Source organism: Marinobacter sp. (assembly GCF_039977835.1).
GTDB lineage: Bacteria > Pseudomonadota > Gammaproteobacteria > Pseudomonadales > Oleiphilaceae > Marinobacter.
In genome coordinates, this window is the sequence record NZ_JBDWCL010000030.1 from 1 (window position 1) to 1,540 (window position 1,540).

A 1,540-nucleotide genomic window follows, 5' to 3' on the forward strand; every position below is an offset into this window, starting at 1 on the left:
GGGATTCCGGCATCGTGACCAGCGATTCCGGAAAAACGTCCAAAATCGGTCACGATAAAACGGAATGAGCGGTCACGATCACCCGGAACGGGCGGTCACGTTCAAACGGAATGGGCGGTCACGATGGGCCGGAATATGCAGTTGTAAATGTCGAGATCAAAACACGAGTCTATGCCCAGCACCAGGCAGTCCTGGGCATAGACATAAATATCGCCGCTACCACAGCTTAGGAAAGAACAATCAGGCACCTCGATGCGGGAACTGGAGCCCCAGCCGATCAGGTTCTTCACCGACCAGCGGGTAAAACCTCCGGCATCCTCAAGGACGAAACGTTCCCCGTTTGGTATACCGATATGCTCGGCGCGGATGGGGTCCAGCTCACCGATATTGGGGGCACCCTCCTCACCATAGACCAGCTGCGCCTTGGTCTGGACGGGACTGCCCCCTTCTAACAATGGCGTGAGCAGCACGATCACCTGGTCAAAGAAATTCCCACTGGAGCTGGCCTCGCTCAACCCCTCTCCACGGTCGACGATATCAACGTTAACATTGCCGGTAAGGGTTTCGATCTTGCCGGACAGAACCCCCGTGGATTCGCCGAAGCCCAGGCGAAAACCGACAATCTCCTGGGCGGTTTCGTCGAAGGCAAATTCCAGAAAAGGGTTATCAATATTGAACGGAACTATTTCACCTTCACCGTAGGCAGAGCCATCCGGTTTAAACTGGCGCGGCGCTTTCGGGTTGCGGTCGAAATAGGCCTGGTTGTTGATGTACCCGAGGGCGAAATCCTCGATGTACACATCGGAGGTACCGGCCTTCTCACCATCCCTGTCATAGCGACCGAGTTCGAGGATATCCACATTGGTCTGGATATCAATATCCATGCCCAGGTTGACGCGGGTATAGGAAGTGGAATCGGATTGGTCCGGATGGTACTGGCGATCAACGGATATGAATGCCTGGCCAGTTATGCCTGACATATCGCTGTCTGAGATGGGCTGCAAGTCTGCTGCTACTGGCGAGGCAAACAACAGTGCTACCAAGGAAAACCAAACAACACGTTTCATAGACACATCTCATCATTAACCGCCTTCTGCAAACGCGGTTTATTGTTGTTTTGGATGAGTGTCTCTGAACACTTGTATCGTTTTTGCTGGCGTTTTTTTGTTTTTTGGCCAGTTCTTGTTCAGATCTTAGCTTTGTTTACACAATGTCACTGTGAGCTGTGTCATAGATTTTGAAGGTGGGGAACATGCTTCGGCCAGTGCTTCGCACTGGGATGACCTACTTTGCTCGCGCTAGCGCGCTCGGCCCTTCGGGCCCGTCGTCACGGCGTTCCGACGTCCTGCGGCGTGCGTTGCACGCCTTGTCACATGGGCCATTGTAGTGCACAGAAGATAATCGTATCCCAAATAAAAAACCCCCAACGGCGAAGCCGCTGGGGGTTTGTTATTTAGGAGCCTGACGATGACCTACTCTCACATGGGCAGAAGCCACACTACCATCGGCGCTGGTCTGTTTCACTGCTGAGTTCGGGATG

1 protein-coding gene is annotated in these 1,540 nt (G+C 53.4%); it reads right to left on the reverse strand.

The genetic code is table 11. From position 1 onward, the window contains the following. Positions 1-101 precede the first annotated feature (101 nt). Positions 102-1,067: a hypothetical protein gene (locus tag ABJM11_RS09020; RefSeq protein ID WP_348297168.1), complete on the reverse strand. Its 966-nt coding sequence runs from the start codon at positions 1,065-1,067 to the stop codon at positions 102-104. Between the last annotated feature and the right edge of the window lie 473 nt (positions 1,068-1,540).